10 protein-coding genes and 1 tRNA gene are annotated in these 16,375 nt (G+C 42.6%); 9 read left to right on the top strand and 2 right to left on the bottom strand.

Annotated elements, in window-relative coordinates:
- Positions 1-5: 5 nt before the first annotated feature.
- Complete coding sequence (locus CHB80_RS24760; RefSeq protein ID WP_179218211.1) at positions 6-7,049, bottom strand: hypothetical protein; 7,044 nt, start codon at positions 7,047-7,049, stop codon at positions 6-8.
- Between the two features lie 235 nt (positions 7,050-7,284).
- Here CHB80_RS24760 and CHB80_RS18150 point away from each other — a divergent pair.
- A tRNA-Gly gene (locus tag CHB80_RS18150) sits at positions 7,285-7,360 on the top strand.
- A 127-nt stretch (positions 7,361-7,487) separates the two neighbouring features.
- On the opposite strand, the gene pepE is transcribed toward CHB80_RS18150, so the two are convergent.
- The gene (gene pepE, locus CHB80_RS18155; RefSeq protein ID WP_089372923.1) at positions 7,488-8,192 is read right to left on the bottom strand and encodes a dipeptidase PepE; all 705 of its coding nucleotides are present in this window, start codon (positions 8,190-8,192) and stop codon (positions 7,488-7,490) included.
- A gap of 113 nt (positions 8,193-8,305) precedes the next feature.
- Here pepE and CHB80_RS18160 point away from each other — a divergent pair, with 113 nt between their 5' ends.
- From CHB80_RS18160 to CHB80_RS25115, 8 genes are all read left to right on the top strand, one after another.
- Positions 8,306-9,139 (top strand): peptidase associated/transthyretin-like domain-containing protein, encoded by an 834-nt coding sequence (locus tag CHB80_RS18160; protein ID WP_089372924.1) that lies wholly within the window; start codon positions 8,306-8,308, stop codon positions 9,137-9,139.
- 38 nt (positions 9,140-9,177) lie between these two features.
- Positions 9,178-9,942, top strand: a complete 765-nt coding sequence (locus CHB80_RS18165) for a carboxypeptidase-like regulatory domain-containing protein (RefSeq protein ID WP_089373006.1) — start codon at positions 9,178-9,180, stop codon at positions 9,940-9,942.
- Entirely contained in the window at positions 9,935-10,720 is a 786-nt protein-coding gene (locus tag CHB80_RS18170) for a carboxypeptidase-like regulatory domain-containing protein (RefSeq protein ID WP_089372925.1), read from the top strand. The genes CHB80_RS18165 and CHB80_RS18170 overlap by 8 nt, the downstream gene beginning before the upstream one ends.
- Before the next feature lie 87 nt (positions 10,721-10,807).
- Positions 10,808-11,314 carry a DUF6702 family protein gene (locus CHB80_RS18175; protein WP_089372926.1) on the top strand — a complete coding sequence of 169 codons (507 nt, stop codon included), beginning with the start codon at positions 10,808-10,810 and terminating at the stop codon, positions 11,312-11,314.
- 56 nt (positions 11,315-11,370) lie between these two features.
- Positions 11,371-13,662, top strand: a complete 2,292-nt coding sequence (locus CHB80_RS18180; RefSeq protein WP_089372927.1) for a M1 family metallopeptidase — start codon at positions 11,371-11,373, stop codon at positions 13,660-13,662.
- 126 nt (positions 13,663-13,788) lie between these two features.
- Complete coding sequence (locus tag CHB80_RS18185) at positions 13,789-14,070, top strand: Sec-independent protein translocase subunit TatA/TatB (protein ID WP_089372928.1); 282 nt, start codon at positions 13,789-13,791, stop codon at positions 14,068-14,070.
- Positions 14,070-14,612, top strand: a complete 543-nt coding sequence (locus tag CHB80_RS18190; protein WP_089372929.1) for a phosphatase PAP2 family protein — start codon at positions 14,070-14,072, stop codon at positions 14,610-14,612. The genes CHB80_RS18185 and CHB80_RS18190 overlap by 1 nt, the downstream gene beginning before the upstream one ends.
- A 210-nt stretch (positions 14,613-14,822) precedes the next feature.
- Positions 14,823-16,367 carry a S8 family peptidase gene (locus tag CHB80_RS25115; protein WP_089372930.1) on the top strand — a complete coding sequence of 515 codons (1,545 nt, stop codon included), beginning with the start codon at positions 14,823-14,825 and terminating at the stop codon, positions 16,365-16,367.
- Positions 16,368-16,375 lie beyond the last annotated feature (8 nt).

A 16,375-nucleotide genomic window follows, 5' to 3' on the forward strand; every position in this document is an offset into this window, starting at 1 on the left:
GCCTTTTACTTGTATGCAGTGAATAATACAATTACAGATTCGTCTAAAATATCATCTTGCCTATTAGCATTACCAGAAGTTCCTTCAGTATACGTAATGTCTAATGTAAACCCATCAGATTCAAAGGAAGTTATTCTTGCTGATATAACCCCCATATTATCTCCATCATTATCAGTATAACGTAACCCTATGCATTGATCGTCATTAGAATATCTTGAGATATTATTTATGGAAGACCCACTCCCTCCGACAAAAATAACAGCTTGACTGATAGGGCTTCCGGCACGTGCAAATCCATTCATGGTTCCGAAGGTATTCTCTAAAAGTGCTGTGTTATTATCTGTATTAGCAGTTGGAGTATCTGCTAGGGCATTGTCTTCATTTAGATCAAAAGATCCAATATTAGGATGAGCGACAAAAGTAACTTGAGAAGGTTCAAAAGGAATCATATCAATTATTTGCTCATAAGTACCCGTATCTGTTAGTGTAGTATTATCTATTATAAAGAATCCAGTATATGCATTAGACGGTCCAATTTCACCTTGAGGTCCTTGCGGTCCTGTAGCACCATCTGCTCCGTCTGCACCAGCTGGTCCTGTTGCTCCAGTTTGTCCTTGTGGTCCTTGAGCTCCAGGGACTCCTTGTGGCCCTATAGGTCCTTGAGTTCCTTGCGGTCCAGTAGCACCAGTTGGCCCTGCAGGTCCTTGTGGTCCTGTTGCTCCATCCACTCCGTTTGTTCCATTAGTTCCAGCAGGTCCTTGTGGTCCAATCTCTCCTTGCGGTCCCTGTGGTCCTGTTGCTCCGTCTGCGCCATTTATTCCATCGACACCTGCTGGTCCCTGTGGTCCTTGATCTCCGGTATCGCCCTTTGGTCCTTGAATTCCTTGGTTACCTTGCGGTCCCTGCGGTCCTGTTGCTCCATCAGCACCCGCTGGTCCTACCGGTCCTTGTGGTCCGACATCCCCTTGTGGTCCTTGCGGCCCTGTTGCTCCGTCTGCGCCATCCGTTCCGTTTGTTCCATCAGCACCTGCTGGTCCAATAGGCCCTTGTGGTCCGACATCACCTTGAGGTCCCTGAGGTCCTGTTGCTCCGTCTGCACCATCCGTTCCATTTATTCCATCAGCACCTGCTGGTCCAATGGGTCCTTGCGGCCCGACATTCCCTTGTGGTCCCTGCGGTCCTGTTGCTCCGTCTGCACCATCTATTCCGTTTGTTCCATCAGCACCTGCTGGTCCCTGCGGACCTGTTGCTCCGTCTGCGCCATCCACTCCGTTTATTCCATCAGTACCTGCGGGTCCTATCGGTCCTTGTGGTCCAACATCCCCTTGTGGTCCTTGCGGTCCTGTTGCTCCGTCTGCGCCATTTGTTCCATTTATTCCATCAGCGCCTGCTGGTCCAATGGGTCCTTGCGGTCCGACATCACCTTGTGGTCCCTGCGGTCCTGTTGATCCGTCTGCACCATCCGTTCCGTTAGTTCCATCAGCACCCACTGGTCCTACCGGTCCTTGTGGTCCGACATCACCTTGTGGTCCCTGCGGACCTGTTGCTCCGTCTGCACCATCTGTTCCGTTTGTTCCATCAGCACCTGCGGGTCCTATCGGTCCTTGCGGTCCGACATCACCTTGTGGTCCTTGCGGCCCTGTTGCTCCGTCCGCGCCATCTGTTCCGTTTGTTCCATCAGCACCTGCTGGTCCAATGGGTCCTTGTGGTCCGACATCACCTTGTGGTCCTTGAGGTCCTGTTGCTCCGTCTGCCCCATCTGTTCCGTTTGTTCCATCAGCACCTGCTGGTCCAATAGGCCCTTGCAGCCCGACATCACCTTGTGGTCCTTGCGGCCCTGTTGCTCCGTCTGCACCATCCGCTCCATTTGTTCCATCAGCACCTGCGGGTCCTACCGGTCCTTGCGGTCCGACATCTCCTTGAGGTCCTTGCGGTCCTGTTGCTCCGTCTGCACCATCTGTTCCGTTTATTCCATCAGCACCTGCTGGTCCTATCGGTCCTTGCGGTCCGACATCACCTTGTGGTCCCTGAGGTCCTGTTGCTCCGTCTGCCCCATCTGTTCCGTTTGTTCCATCAGCACCTGCGGGTCCTATCGGTCCTTGTGGTCCGACATCACCTTGTGGTCCTTGCGGTCCTGTTGCTCCGTCTGCACCATCTGTTCCGTTTATTCCGTCAGCACCTGCTGGTCCAATAGGCCCTTGCGGCCCGACATCACCTTGTGGTCCTTGCGGCCCTGTTGCTCCGTCCGCGCCATCCGTTCCGTTAGTTCCATCGGCACCTGCTGGTCCAATAGGCCCTTGCGGCCCGACATCACCTTGTGGTCCCTGCGGTCCTGTTGCTCCGTCTGCACCATCTATTCCGTTTATTCCGTCAGCACCTGCGGGTCCAATAGGCCCTTGTGGTCCGACTTCACCTTGTATTCCTTGGTCACCTTGTGGTCCCTGCGGTCCTGTTGCTCCATCTGCGCCATCTATTCCGTTAGTTCCGTCAGCACCAGCAGGTCCTACCGGTCCTTGCGGTCCCTGCGGTCCTGTTGCTCCGTCTGCACCATCCGCTCCGTTAGTTCCATCAGCACCTGCGGGTCCTATTGGTCCTTGTGGTCCAACATCGCCTTGAGGTCCCTGCGGACCTGTTGCTCCATCTGCGCCATCTATTCCGTTTATTCCATCAGCACCTGCTGGTCCAATGGGTCCTTGCGGTCCGACATCACCTTGTGGTCCCTGAGGTCCTGTTGCTCCGTCTGCACCATCCGCTCCATTTGTTCCATCAGCACCTGCGGGTCCTATCGGTCCTTGCGGTCCAACTTCACCTTGTATTCCTTGGTCACCTTGTGGTCCCTGCGGTCCTGTTGCTCCGTCTGCACCGTCCGTTCCGTTTATTCCATCAGCACCCGCTGGTCCAATAGGTCCTTGCGGTCCGACATCCCCTTGTGGTCCTTGCGGACCTGTTGCTCCGTCAGCACCATCTGTTCCATTTGTTCCATCAGCACCTGCGGGTCCTATCGGTCCTTGCGGTCCGACATCACCTTGTGGTCCTTGCGGTCCTGTTGCTCCGTCTGCACCATCTGTTCCGTTTGTTCCATCGGCACCTGCTGGTCCAATAGGCCCTTGCGGCCCGACATCACCTTGTGGTCCTTGCGGCCCTGTTGCTCCGTCAGCACCTGCTGGTCCAATAGGTCCTTGTGGTCCGACATCTCCTTGTATTCCTTGGTCACCTTGAGGTCCCTGCGGTCCTATTGCTCCGTCTGCGCCATCCGCTCCGTTTATTCCGTCAGTACCTGCGGGTCCTATCGGTCCTTGCGGTCCGACATCACCTTGTGGTCCTGTTGCTCCGTCTGCGCCATCTGTTCCGTTAGTTCCGTCAGCACCTGCGGGTCCAATGGGTCCTTGTGGTCCGACATCCCCTTGTGGTCCTTGCGGCCCTGTTGCTCCGTCTGCACCATCTGTTCCGTTTATTCCATCAGCACCTGCTGGTCCTATCGGTCCTTGCGGTCCAACTTCACCTTGCGGTCCTGTTGCTCCATCTGCACCATTCACTCCATTTATTCCGTCAGCACCTGCGGGTCCAATGGGTCCTTGTGGTCCAACTTCACCTTGTATTCCTTGATCCCCTTGTGGTCCTTGCGGTCCTGTTGCTCCGTCCGTGCCATCTGTTCCGTTAGTTCCATCTGCCCCCGCTGGTCCAATAGGCCCTTGTGGTCCGACATCCCCTTGTGGTCCTTGCGGTCCTGTTGCTCCGTCTGCACCATCTATTCCGTTTGTTCCATCAGCACCTGCTGGCCCAATGGGTCCTTGCGGTCCGACATCACCTTGTGGCCCCTGCGGTCCTGTTGCTCCGTCTGCGCCATCAGTTCCGTTTATTCCGTCAGCCCCTGCAGGTCCAATCGGTCCTTGAGGTCCGATATCCCCTTGAGGTCCCTGCGGTCCTGTTGCTCCGTCTGCGCCATTTATTCCATCAGCACCCGCTGGTCCAATAGGTCCTTGCGGTCCAACTTCACCTTGTATTCCTTGATCTCCTTGTGGTCCCTGTGGTCCTGTTGCTCCGTCTGCACCATCTGTTCCGTTTATTCCATCAGCACCTGCGGGTCCTATCGGTCCTTGCGGTCCGACATCGCCTTGTGGTCCCTGTGGTCCTGTTGCTCCGTCTGCACCATCTGTTCCATTTATTCCGTCAGCACCTGCGGGTCCAATAGGTCCTTGAGGTCCGACATCACCTTGTGGTCCCTGAGGTCCTGTTGCTCCGTCTGCGCCATCTGTTCCGTTAGTTCCGTCAGCACCTGCTGGTCCTATCGGTCCTTGTGGTCCGACATCCCCTTGAGGTCCCTGAGGTCCTGTTGCTCCGTCTGCACCATCCGCTCCGTTAGTTCCATCAGCACCTGCGGGTCCTATCGGTCCTTGCGGTCCAACATCCCCTTGTAGTCCCTGCGGACCTGTTGCTCCGTCTGCACCATCCGCTCCGTTAGTTCCATCAACACCTGCGGGTCCTATCGGTCCTTGTGGTCCCTGCGGTCCTGTTGCTCCGTCTGCACCATCTGTTCCATTTATTCCGTCAGCACCTGCGGGTCCTATCGGTCCTTGTGGTCCGACATCCCCTTGAGGTCCCTGCGGTCCAGTTGCTCCGTCTGCACCATCTGTTCCGTTAGTTCCATCAGCACCAGCAGGTCCTACCGGTCCTTGTGGTCCGACATCCCCTTGTGGTCCTTGCGGCCCTGTTGCTCCGTCTGCACCATCTGTTCCATTTATTCCGTCAGCACCAGCTGGTCCAATCGGTCCTTGTGGTCCATCAGCACCTGCGGGTCCTATCGGTCCTTGCGGTCCAACATCCCCTTGTGGTCCTTGAGGTCCTGTTGCTCCGTCTGCTCCATTTATTCCATCAGCACCTGCTGGCCCTATCGGTCCTTGTGGTCCGACATCCCCTTGTGGTCCCTGCGGTCCTGTTGCTCCGTCTGCACCAGCTGGTCCAATCGGTCCTTGCGGTCCAACATCCCCTTGTGGTCCTTGAGCTCCTGTTGCTCCGTCTACACCATCTGTTCCGTTTATTCCGTTAGCCCCTGCAGGTCCAATCGGTCCTTGCGGTCCAACTTCACCTTGTATTCCTTGATCTCCTTGTGGTCCCTGAGGTCCTGTGGCTCCGTCTGCGCCATCTGTTCCGTTAGTTCCATCAGCACCTGCGGGTCCAATAGGTCCTTGTGGTCCGACATCTCCTTGTATTCCTTGGTCACCTTGTGGTCCCTGCGGTCCTGTTGCTCCGTCTGTTCCGTTAGTTCCATCAGCACCTGCGGGTCCTATCGGCCCTTGTGGTCCGACATCACCTTGTGGTCCCTGCGGTCCTGTTGCTCCGTCTGCGCCATCTGTTCCGTTAGTTCCATCAGCTCCTGCGGGTCCTATCGGTCCTTGTGGTCCAACATCCCCTTGAGGTCCCTGCGGTCCTGTTGCTCCGTCTGCGCCATCTGTTCCGTTTATTCCGTCAGCACCCGCTGGTCCAATAGGTCCTTGAGGTCCGACATCACCTTGTGGTCCCTGCGGTCCTGTTGCTCCGTCTGCACCATCTGTTCCGTTTATTCCATCAGCACCTGCGGGTCCTATCGGTCCTTGTGGTCCGACATCACCTTGAGGTCCCTGCGGTCCTGTTGCTCCGTCTGCACCATCCGCTCCATTTGTTCCGTCAGCACCTGTGGGCCCTATCGGTCCTTGAGGTCCGACATCCCCTTGTGGCCCCTGCGGTCCTGTTGCTCCGTCTGCGCCATCAGTTCCGTTTATTCCGTCAGCCCCTGCAGGTCCAATCGGTCCTTGAGGTCCGATATCCCCTTGAGGTCCCTGCGGACCTGTTGCTCCGTCTGCACCATCTGTTCCATTTATTCCATCAACCCCCGCTGGTCCAATAGGTCCTTGCGGTCCGACATCACCTTGTGGTCCCTGAGGTCCTGTTGCTCCGTCTGCTCCATCCGTTCCATTTATTCCATCAGCACCTGCTGGTCCAATAGGCCCTTGTGGTCCGACATCCCCTTGTGGTCCCTGCGGTCCTGTTGCTCCGTCTGCACCATCTGTTCCATTTATTCCATCAGCACCAGCGGGTCCTATCGGCCCTTGCGGTCCGACATCACCTTGTGGTCCCTGCGGTCCTGTTGCTCCGTCTGCACCATCTGTTCCGTTAGTTCCATCAGCACCTGCGGGTCCTATCGGCCCTTGTGGTCCGACATCACCTTGTGGTCCCTGCGGTCCTGTTGCTCCGTCTGCACCATCTGTTCCATTTATTCCGTCAGCACCTGCGGGTCCAATTGGTCCTTGTGGTCCAACTTCACCTTGTATTCCTTGGTCACCTTGTGGTCCCTGTGGTCCTGTTGCTCCGTCTACACCATCTGTTCCGTTTGTTCCGTCAGCACCAGCAGGTCCTACCGGCCCTTGTGGTCCCTGCGGTCCTGTTGCTCCGTCTGCACCATCCGCTCCGTTAGTTCCATCAACACCAGCAGGTCCTACTGGTCCTTGTGGTCCGACATCCCCTTGTGGTCCTTGTGAAGTTGGTAAGGTGATTGTACCACCTCCATTACTTAATGTAAGATCTGTACCCTCTAAAGAGAATGTTTGTAACTCGTTTGTTGGGTCAGTGTCTAAATCATTGGCAATAATTTCATCGATTGCATCTTGAACATTGGTAGCTCCTAATCCTGAATTGGTATTATTATATGGACTTGATGTTGCATTAGTATCTATAATGACTGTATCTCCTAATACATTTGTAAATGTAAAAGTGCCATCTTGATTGTCTACTAATGTTGGGGCGTTGTCAATATCACAGAGACTTGTCCAATTAATGCCATTGTATTGAAACACACAATTTTCATCGGTATTATATACCATACCACCAGCTAATGGTGTAATTGTATTCATTTGAGTATTTGTAACTCGAGTAATGACAAGTACTTTAGAAGTGTTTTCTAATTCTAATAGAGAATTGTTATCTATTGTATCTGGATTATCTCCTACTTTTATTTGAGCAATACTACTTAATGTGCTAAATAGTATTAGAAATAGCGTAATTTTTTTTAACATGTGGAGGGCTTTATGTTGTTTATTTGGGGTTTTACCGTAATTTTTTAATAATCAAAAATAGTTAATGAGTTGAAAAATAAGATTTTATGCCTTTCAAGGTGTTAAAACATCGATAAAATGCACATTTGTATCGATAAAATGCAAATTCATGTAGATTTGTAAAATTTGATATTTTTTGTAAAAAATAAATTTTTTCTATTTAAAAAACATATATATATTTGCCACCGCTTAACCAGCGGGAGTAGCTCAGTTGGTAGAGCGTCAGCCTTCCAAGCTGAATGTCGCCGGTTCGAACCCGGTCTCCCGCTCCAAAAAAAGCCTCATCATTTGATGAGGCTTTTTCTTTTATGTAGTTGAGACTAAAATTACGAACGTTAGAAGTCTTTCTTTACAGCATTATTAATTAAACGCTGTATGAAATTTCGCGAAAGCGTACTTTTAAAAATCTAATATACTGCCAGTATCTATTTCGTATGGAGCTTTACCTTTTTCGAAGATACGTGCGGTTGGTGTTCCTTTAAGTTGTATGGTCTGGTTTTTTACTTCCAGCCAACTGCCTTCTCTTATTCCTACAACAGGAATTGTATTATGAGCGTGAAATTCTTTAATTCTTGTTTCGCGAGTTTCTCCCATATGGGTGCTTCCTTTAATGGGGTCTAGATAATGAGGATTAATATTAAAGGGTAGTGCGCCTATGGTTTTAAAGCTTGGAGGATATGTGATAGGCATATCATTTGTGGTTTGCATGGTGAGTCCGCAAATATTACTGCCTGCACTTGTTCCTAAATAAGGAGTGCCTTCAAAGATTTTTTTTCGTAAAGCAGGAAGGATATTTGTTTTGTATAGTTGATTTACAAGAACAAAAGTATTGCCTCCTCCTGTAAAAATACCTTCTGCATTTTCAATAGCTTCTATCGTATCTGTAAAGATGTGAAGCCCGATTATTTTTTTGCCAATCTTTTTGAATGCTTTAGATGCTATATCTGTGTATTGATCATGTGATATTCCTCCAGGTCTTGCATAGGGTATAAAAATGATTGTATCTGTATTTTTATAAAAGGTTTCTAATTCTGGTAAAAGATATTCTAAATAGCCACTTCCATGTATAGTTGAAGTACTTGCTATGATCAAATTTTTAGGCATGAGTGTTAGATTTTTTTAAAAGTAGCTATTAGGCTTCAATTAACAAAAGTTTATATACGTATTAAGTTTTTCATGACATACGAAAATGTTTCTTTGAGGGAACTAAATAATCTATGTATAAAGTACTATTCCTTTTTTTATTATTTATAGGGACTACCGTTTTTTCTCAGGAAACTATTCTTCTGAAAGGGAATGTGCTGAATGATACTATTGAGAAAGCTTCATTGAATGTTGTGAATTTGAATTTACGTAAAGGGGCTATCACGAATGAGGCTGGTGTTTTTGAAATTCCTGTACGTCTACATGATACTATACATATAAGTGCGGTTCAATATGAGTCTAGGGAGTTTATAGTTACTCAGAAAATTTATAATGAGAAAGAAGTTTCTTTGTATCTAGTTCCAAAAATTAATGAGCTGGATGAAATACAGTTGAGTAATAGGCTTTTGTCAGGTAATTTGGAAGAAGATGCTAGTAGTTCTTCTTTAAAAAAACAGTTAGCTCTCGTGAAAGATATGAGTGACAAAGGGCTACTTCAAGATATAAAGGTGCCTACTAAAGAAGCACGGAGGTTACATACTGCTACAACAGGAATAAATGGGAAAGGAGGGATAGGTATTACGGGGTTTATTGTGCCCCTTCCGTTAATAATTAACGGAATAAGTGGTAAAACAAAACGCTTAAAAAAACACATTGCTGTAGTAGCATATCAAGAGCAAATAGAAGGAGCTTTAAATCGTTTTCCAGATTCTATACTAATAGCTTATTTAAAAATCCCAGAAGAACAATTGGAAGATTTTGTTTTTTATGCATTAAAAGATGAAAAGAAATTAAAGACAATAAATGTAGATAACCCTATCCTTTTTTTAGATTATTTATATGAAAAATCTATAAAGTATCATGCATTAAGAGAGAAAGAAGTGTTTGTAAAAAACAAAAATAAGTAATGGGTAGTCAGCGTTGTTTTTTACTACTATTTCTCTTGATGTCATGTGTTTTAATGGGGCAAGAAGCGGTCATACTTAAAGGGCAAGTTCTTAATGATTCTATTGAGAAAGCTTCTCTTACAGTTGTCAATATCTCTTTAAAAAAGGGAGCTATCACGAATGAAGCAGGTGTTTTTGAAATTCCTGCGCGTGTACATGATACCATTAATATCAGTGCAGTTCAATATGAGTCTAGACAGTTTGTAGTTACTCAAAAAATGTATGATCGTAAAAGGATGTCTTTATATTTAGTTCCAAAAATTAACCAATTAGACGAAGTTGAGATTAGTAACATTAATCTTACGGGAGATTTACGTAGAGATATTTTAAATACGCCTCTTAAAAAAACACTTACAGCGGCAGATCTTGGACTTCCTGCAAATAAGCATGCTCCTTTTACACCCGAGGAACGAAGAATGTATAGTGCAAGTCCGGCAGGGGCAGGGGCTTTTGGAGCACTCATGATGGCTATAAATGGACAAGCAAAGCAATATAAAAAACAATTAGAAATCATGCGTTTTCAAATTAAAGTAGAGAAAGCCCGTTCAACGTTTTCCGACACACTTTATATGAAATCTTTAAACATACCTGAGACTCTTATTGAAGATTTTGTTTATTTTGTTTTTGAAGAAAAAAAGGCAGAGGGAAAGGATGATAAAGAAAATGCCATAGAATTGTTAGATTATATGCTTACAAAATCTAAAAAATACTTAGTTTTAAAAGAAAAAGAAGGAGTGCTCACTAAGAATAAAAAACATGAATAAAATTATAAAATTTAGTGTATTATGTTTCCTTCTGATGGGGTATAATGCATATTCACAAAGAGCTATAGAGTTAAGAGGTCAGGTTCTTAATGATACTATTGATAAAGCACAACTTACAGTAGTTAATATCTCTTTAAAGAAAGGGACTACTACAGATGCAAATGGAATCTTTACTATAGAGGCACGCGTAAATGATACGATCAATATAAGCGCTGTTCAATATGAATCTAGACAGTTTGTAGTTAACGAAACCATGTATAATCGCAAAAAGATATCGCTATATCTTATTCCAAAAGTAACAGAGTTAGAAACAGTAGAGATTAGTAACATTGATCTTACAGGAGATTTGAATAAAGATATTCGTTCTACAAAGTTTAAAAAAGAAGTAACAGCCAAAGAGTTAGGTATTCCTGAAAATACAGCGCCAAAACGTACTATAGAGGAACGTAGATATTATACCGCTGTTACTAGTGGCTCGGGTATTCCATTAGATGGGCTTATTAATTCTATTACGGGAAGACTTAAAATGCTTAAAAAACATATTGAGGTGTCTCGATTTGAAAAGTTAGTACAAGAGAGTCGTTATCGTATTTCAGATACGGTGTATATGAAGAATTTAAACATTCCAGAAGAGTTGATAGAAGATTTTGTGTATTATGTTTTTGAAGATACTCATGCAAAAGAGCTAGTAGATGCAAATAATGCGCTAGGTCTTTTAGAATTTATGATGCAAAAATCAAAACCCTACATTAGGTTAAAAGAAAGCGAAAAAGAATAACGGCATATTTTTTGGAAACAAGAATCTTATACCTTTGTTTAAAATTTTAATAGTACGCTTTCGCGAAAGCATACTCAACCACATATCATGAAGAGATTAATTGTTATTACCTCATTTGCTTGTTTGTTTATATGTACATCTTTTACGGTGCATAAATATTATTTAAGTGTTACAGATATTGAGTACAATAAAGAGGAAAAGTCTCTGCAAATGATTACACGTCTTTTTTATGATGATTTGGAAGATGTGCTGCGTGAGCGTTATGACGAAACAATTATTGTAGATGCTACTTCAGATCAAGAAGTACTAGATAATTTTATTAAAAAATATTTAAAGCGAAAACTTAAAATTACTATTAACGGAGAGGAGAGAACTCTGTCTTATATAGGAAAGGAATATGAAGATGATTATGTGGTATGTTATATAGAAATTGCAGATGTGTCATCTATTCAACGAGTTGAGATAGAGAACACTTTACTTATGGATGCATTTACAGAACAAAAAAACATGGTGCATACCAATATTCTTGGAAAAAAGAAAAGCTTATTGCTTGTAGATGGTAATGCCAAAGCTGTGTTAAACTTTTCTGAATAAATTCCCAAAAACTTGGGGTTTGGCTATTTTAGAGCTCTAATTTAATTACAAAAACTATGATTCGTTTTAAATACGCATTATGCGCAATGCTATTCTTATGTGTTTCAGTGGGATATGCTCAAGAAGAAGAGCGACAAGGAGGCCATGAAAATGAAAATAAATTTAGACAGCTTTATAATGAGATGTCTACCCCAAATTCCTATCGTACCGCTTCTGGGGCACCTGGACATGAATATTATCAGAACGAAGCAGATTACAAAATGAGCATCCAATTAGATGATGCTAGTCAACGTATTACGGGATATGAGACAATTACTTATAGAAATAACTCCCCAGATGATTTAGAATATTTATGGGTACAATTAGATCAAAATATTAGAGCACAAGATTCACCTGCTAAAGATAAAAATGGTGGAGGTGTTGGAGCTGTTAGTCAGCCAGGTAGTTTTGTATCTTCATATATGACCGAAGGTTTTGATGGAGGATTTAATGTGAATAGTGTTACTTACAACGGAAAACCTTTAAAGCACACCATTAACTTTACTATGATGCGTGTAGATATGCCAGAAGTTTTAAAGTCTGGTGACTCTTTTGAATTTTCTATTCAATGGGATTATAATATTCCAGATCATACAGTAAACAGAGCTCGTTCTGGATATGAAACTTATAAGGATGGTAATAAAGGATATATTATTGCACAGTTTTTTCCAAGAATGGCTGTATACAATGATGTAGAAGGATGGCAAAATTACCAGTTTTGGGGTAATGGAGAGTTTGCATTACCATTTGGAGATTACGAAGTAGATATTACCGTTCCTGCAGACCATTTATTGGATGGAACAGGAGAGATTACAAACTTAAAAGAGGTTTACAGTAAAGAAGAATATAAACGTTGGGAAAATGCTACAAAATCGTTTAATGCACCTGTTATTATTCGTACACAAGCTGAGGCAGAACAAATAGCAGCTGGTAACTCTACAAAAACAAAAACATGGAAGCTTAAAGCTAAAAATGTACGTGATTTTGCATTTACATCTTCTCGTAGATATATTATGGATGCACAAGCAGTACGTTTTCCAGAACGTAATGTGATGGCTATTTCCATTTACCCACCAGAAGGAAACCCATTATGGGAAGAATATTCTACAAAAGCAGTTGTACAAACATTAGAGACCTATTCTAAATTTACATTTGATTATCCTTATCCTAAAGCTATCTCTGTACATGCACAGGGGCAAGGAATGGAATATCCAATGATTTGTTGGAATTATGGACGCCCTAATGAAGATGGAACGTACAGTGATCGTACTAAATATGGAATGATTTCGGTAATTATACATGAAGTAGGTCATAACTATTTCCCAATGATTGTAAACAGTGATGAGCGCCAGTGGGGATGGATGGATGAAGGATTAGACACCTTTATGCAATATCTGACTGAGCAAGAGTTTGGGGAAAATTTCCCAGAAGCTATAGGGGATAATAAAGCATATCCATCACGTAGAGGAGCACCTTCAAGAATTGTAAATTACATGAAAGGGAATCAAGATTTTATTTCTCCTATCATGTCAAATCCAGAAAATGTATATCAGCTAGGGAATAATGCCTATGGAAAACCAGCAACAGCTTTAAATATCTTAAGAGAGACTGTTATGGGGCGTGAATTATTTGATCACGCTTTTAAAACATATGCGCAACGTTGGATGTTTAAACACCCAACACCAGAAGATTTCTTTAGAACAATGGAGGATGCATCTGCAGTAGATTTAGATTGGTATTGGAGAGGATGGTTTTATAGTACTGAAAGTGTAGATATAGGTGTTAAAGAAGTAAAATCATACTATGTTACTGATAAAGTAACTAAAGCTGGAAAGGAACGATTAGCTCGTTTTGGAATTACAGACCCTAGCACTATAGACGCCGTATATGTTGTAGATGAAGATAGTGAAGATTTTGATCCTGCACTTAAAGGAAAATCGATGTTAGAAAATTCAGAAACGCTTAAAGAATATCTTATGGATAACTTCACTCCAGAAGAGCGTGCTGCAATAAAAGAGCCTAAACATCTTTATAAGATTGTTTTTGAAAAACCTGGAGGAATTCCAATGCCAATTATTGTAGAATATGAGTATGCCGATGGAACAAAAGAAAAAGTGACATATCCAGCTCAAATCTGGCGTAAAAATGATAGCGAAGTAAGTAAAGCAATCGCATCAGATAAAGAGATTGTAAAAGTAACAATAGATCCAGATCTAGAAACTGCAGATATTGATACTGCTAATAATAGCTGGCCTAAAGCTAAGAAATTAGGTAAGTTTGAAAAATTCAAAGAGAATGTAAAAGGCTAGTCCTTTTCTATATTTTAAAGTTTTATATCTAATAAGCGTCAACTATTATAGTTGACGCTTATTTTTATCCTAAAAACACCTACTAATATATAAGGTTCAAGACATAACAATTATTATCTTTGCACTATGGTTACACTTCCTTTATTTATAAGCGGAACTGAAATTGCTTTCATTATTTTTATAGTGATTATGGTTTTTGGTGCAGATAAAGTTCCTGAGATTGCTAGAGGTCTAGGAAAAGGAATGCGCACTCTTAAAGACGCAACAAACGATATCAAAACTGAAATTACTAAAAGCGCAGAAAAACAAGGTATTGATATTGATGTAACTAAAGATATTAAGAAGGAAATAGATAAGGCAAAAGAGGATATTAATGATATCACAGGTCCTATTAAACGTCAGCTTTAATGGATCATATTCTTGATTGGGATAAAGAGCTTTTTCTATACCTTAACGGACTTAGCACTGGGAATTGGGATCAATTTTGGTTGTTTGTTACCAAAATAGAAAATTGGATTCCGCTTTATATTCTTTTCTTTCTTCTTTTTTGGAAAAAGCTTTCGCGAAAAAAAGCATTGATTTCTACCATTTCTACAGTTACCTTAATGGGGGTTACTTTAGGAATAACAAGTCTCGTAAAAAATTATGTTACCCGAATAAGACCAAGTAATGAACCAAACCTTAAAGGATTGGTTAGAGTACTTCAAGATACCATTGATTTTAGTTTCTTTTCTGGCCACTCTGCCGTTTCGTTTGCAGTGTCAGTATTTGTTATTCTAGTTTTAAAGAAACATACCAAATGGATATGGCTTGTTCTTATATGGCCTTTCCTTTTTGCTTTAAGTCGAATTTTTGTAGGAGTACATTACCCTAGTGATTTGTTAGTAGGTGCAATAGTAGGTATTTCATTAGCAATTATTAGCAAAAGAATCCTCCGTACTATAGTCTAGTGTTATTCAGTTTTAGTTGTGATATTCTTTTTGTAAGAATATTCCATGTGTAAACTATATCTACTAAATACCTAACTATTCATAATTAAAAATGGGTATTTATATATAATTGATAATTAATTAGTATTTATTTTGCGAAATTATTACTATGCATGCATAATGATTGTGGATTTTTAGTATATTAGAACCATAACTAATTAACCAAAAACCATGAAAAAAACACTAGCCATTGCCGCAGGCATATCTTTGCTTGTTCTAGCTTCTTGTTCGCGTGATGAAGATGTCATTGCTCCAATTACAGAAGAAAATGTAATACTTATAGAACAGGAATCTGACGAGTTCTTAACTATAGAAGAAGTAAATACCATTATTAATAATCAATTATTAGAGAGAGGAGTTTTCTCATGGGATGAAGTGCCTGCAAATGTATTATGGAGCGCTGCTGTACATGGAAACGAATTAATAACGGTAGGATATGGAAACAAAGGAGAGAGTTTTAGAGAAGGAAAGAGTAGTCGTTTAGAAGGTATACAAAATGATATACTTTTAACGGTTGCTGCTTCAGAAGAGCAAACACGAAGTGACCTTAAATATATAAGTGATGATGTTCTAAATGTTATAGATATTCATGTAACATCATTAGAAACAATAAGAAATTTAAAGGCAATGTCCAATATTAGATATCTAGAGCCTAATGGATATTCTTATTTTACTGCAAAACCTGATGTGACTGTTTCTCAGCAAGAGCGTTCTTCGAGTGGTTGCGGTATGTCAGGATCTACTTTAAATACGAATGATTATCGTACCATCGCACCAGGATCGTTAGTTTCTTGGACTTTAGATAACCATAATGTAACTCAAGCATGGAGTCAAAGTACAGGGGCAGGAGTTACTATAGCTGTAATTGATACAGGAATTTCTCCTAATCAGCCTTTATTAAGTCCAGGAAGTTCTGGTTTTGGAGATGGTTACTCTATAAATAATCGTACTGTAGAAAAATATGGAACATATATAGATTCTCCTTGGTGGTGGTCTAATAATTTAGATGGACCAGATGATAAATGTGGTCATGGTACAAGTATGATATCGGCAGCTACAGCACCTCGTAATAACGATAATAAACCTGTAGGAGTTGCCTATAATGCTAATTTAGTTTCTTATAGAGGAACTGCCGATGTTTTATTAAATGATTACCATGAACGTAAAGGTGTTTCAAACGCACTACGTGCTTTAGGAGATAGAAATGATGTGAAAATTATTTCCATGTCTATAGGATACTTATGGACTATAGGAAATGTGAGAGATGCCGTTCGTTATGCTCATAATAAAGGGAAATTAATTTTTGCAGCAGGGGGTACATCTACTGTTGTGACAAATTCATACCCAGTTATTTTTCCTGCAAGTATGCCGGAAGCTATTGCTGTAACAGGTGTGACTGATGCTGCTAATTATAAGAGATGTGATACTTGTCATGATGGCCCTCAAATTGAGTTTACAATTATTATGGAGCGCGATAATGATAGAAATAGAACAGCAGCTGTTTTAGGATTTTATGGTGGAGATAATGATTATGTTGGGGGATCTTCTGTAGCAACAGCTACAACAGCAGGAATTGCAGCATTAGTTTGGGGAAAATATCCTAACTGGAGTAGAGCGCAGGTATTAAATAGAATGCGACAATCATCTGAATTATACGGGAACCCTAGTAATAATTTTGGATATGGTAATATAGATGCTAATCAAGCAGTTCAATAATATATCCT

Source organism: Dokdonia pacifica (assembly GCF_900188275.1).
Classification (GTDB): Bacteria; Bacteroidota; Bacteroidia; order Flavobacteriales; family Flavobacteriaceae; genus Dokdonia; species Dokdonia pacifica.